We start from the raw sequence: 1,993 nt of genomic DNA on the forward strand, positions 1-1,993 counted from the left end.
GGCCGCTGGTTTCGCCACTGGTTTCGCCACTGGCTTCGCTGCCGGTTTCGCCACTGGTTTCGCTACCGGCTTCGCCACCGGTTTCCCAATCCGCGTCCCCGCCGCCTTCCCTTCCGCCACCGGTTTCGCCACCGCCCTCGCCTTGCGCTTCGGCGGCCCCGCCAGCAACGCCGCGCGATACGCGCTGCGGCACCAGTCGAACAACGCGCCGGCGTCCTCGAGCACGTCGGCCGGCGTTTCGTAATAGCCGTCGAGCGAAACCGTGCGCGTGGGCCGCTCGTACGAGAACGGCCCCATCCCCGCCGCGACGAACGCCGGACGGTTCACGTCGTCGACGCGCAGGAACAGCGACCCGCGCGACATGAAACCGAACATCACGCCGTCGAGCCGCATCGCGGCGCCGCTGAAGAACCGCACGACGGTGACGTTGCCGAGCGGCGCGAGCTGATACGCGATCTCCTCGCCGTGCGCCTTCTCCGACTGCCAGCTCATGCGCGCCCCGCGCAACGCTGCGTCCACGCATCGAGCGCCGCGTCGTCGAAGCCGACCGCCGCCGCGCTCTCGCAAATCTGCCGCCACGTCGCGCGGTCGACCGGAATGCCGCCGGCACCGCGCGCCGCGCGGCTGGCCTCTTCCGGCTCGCCCGGCACCTGCACCGGCGCGTCGCCGGCCTGCGGCGACGCCTTCGCCCATGCGACGAACGCATCGGCTTCGCGCTCGGCATCGGCCGCATCGAACGCGTTCGGATCGATCAGCACCGACAGCATCCCGTTGACGATCGCGCTCGTCTTCTGCAGCGTGTCGCCGTAGGTCGTATGCCCGCCGACGAGCGCGCCGCCGAAAATCTCGCACATCGCCGCCAGCGCATAGCCCTTGTGCAGCCCGAACGGCAGCAGCGCGCCGAACGGCTGCTCGTGCATCACGGCCGGATCGTCGGTCGGCTGGCCGTGATGGTCGATCAGCGACCCGGCCGGCACGCGCTTGCCCTGGTTGTACGCGACGCGCGTCTTGCCGTACGCGATCGCGCTCGTCGCGAAATCGAGCAGCAGCGGCGGCCTGCCCGCACGCGGATACGCGGCGCAGAACGGGTTCGTGCCGAAGCGCGGATCGGTGCCGTGCAGCGGCGCGACCAGCAGGTCGCCCGGCACGTTGACGAAGTGGAACGACACGAGCCCCGAGCGCGCGCACTGCTCGGCCCAGTGCCCGATGCGACCAAGGTGATGCACGTCGCGCAGCCCGATCGCGCAGATGCCCATGCGTCGTGCGCGCTCGATCCCCTCGACCATCGCCTCGAACGCGATCACCTGGCCGAAGCCGCGCCCGCCATCGATCGTCAGCACCGCACCGCCGTCGCGGACGATCGACGCGTGCCCGTTCAACTGCAACTGCCCTTCCCGCCACGACGCGACGTAGTTCGGAATCATCCCGATCCCGTGCGAATCGTGGCCCGCGAGATTCGCGCCGACCAGATGATCGGCAACGAGCCTCGCCTCGCGCTCGCTGCTGCCCGCCCGTTCCCAGAGTGCCGCGACGAACGCATGCAGCGGTTCGGCGCGCATGCGCAGCGGTTCGGTATCGGGCGTCGGCAGTGCGGTCATCGGCAAGGCTCCGTCAGGTCGGGTTGGGCAGTTGTCACGCTCAGCGCGCGGTTGCGATCACGTCCGCGACCGCCGCCGTCAGCTTCTTCGCGTACGGCACGTGCAGGAATTCGTTCGGGCCGTGCGCGTTCGACTTCGGCCCGAGCACGCCGCACACCATGAACTGCGCGGACGGGAAACCTTCCTGCAGCACGTTCATCAGCGGGATCGTACCGCCGAGGCCCATGTACGCGCAGTCGGCGCCGAAGTGGCGGCGCGATGCGGCATCGAGCGACGACGCGAGCCACGGCGCGAGATCCGGTGCGCTCCAGCCGGTCGCGGCACCCGCGTCCGGCTTGAACGTGACCTTCGCGTTGTACGGCGGATCGAGTTCGAGCAGTTCCTTCAGCTGCTGC

At 70.0% G+C, this 1,993-nt stretch carries 2 protein-coding genes and 1 pseudogene; all 3 read right to left on the minus strand.

Features of this window, described 5'->3' with window-relative positions; translation table 11 throughout:
* Positions 1–492: TfoX/Sxy family protein (locus tag JYJ84_RS38320; RefSeq protein WP_205190178.1), on the minus strand; the 492-nt coding region annotated here is incomplete at its 3' end.
* Positions 489–1,598, minus strand: coding sequence for a malate/lactate/ureidoglycolate dehydrogenase (locus tag JYJ84_RS35265; RefSeq protein ID WP_175220110.1), 1,110 nt, complete (start codon positions 1,596–1,598; stop codon positions 489–491). The genes JYJ84_RS35265 and JYJ84_RS38320, both read right to left, overlap by 4 nt.
* 40 nt (positions 1,599–1,638) lie before the next feature.
* Positions 1,639–1,993, minus strand: a pseudogene (locus JYJ84_RS35270) (peptidase M20); the annotation flags it as partial.

This window comes from Burkholderia sp. LMG 13014, from assembly GCF_905232215.1.
Lineage (GTDB): Bacteria > Pseudomonadota > Gammaproteobacteria > Burkholderiales > Burkholderiaceae > Burkholderia.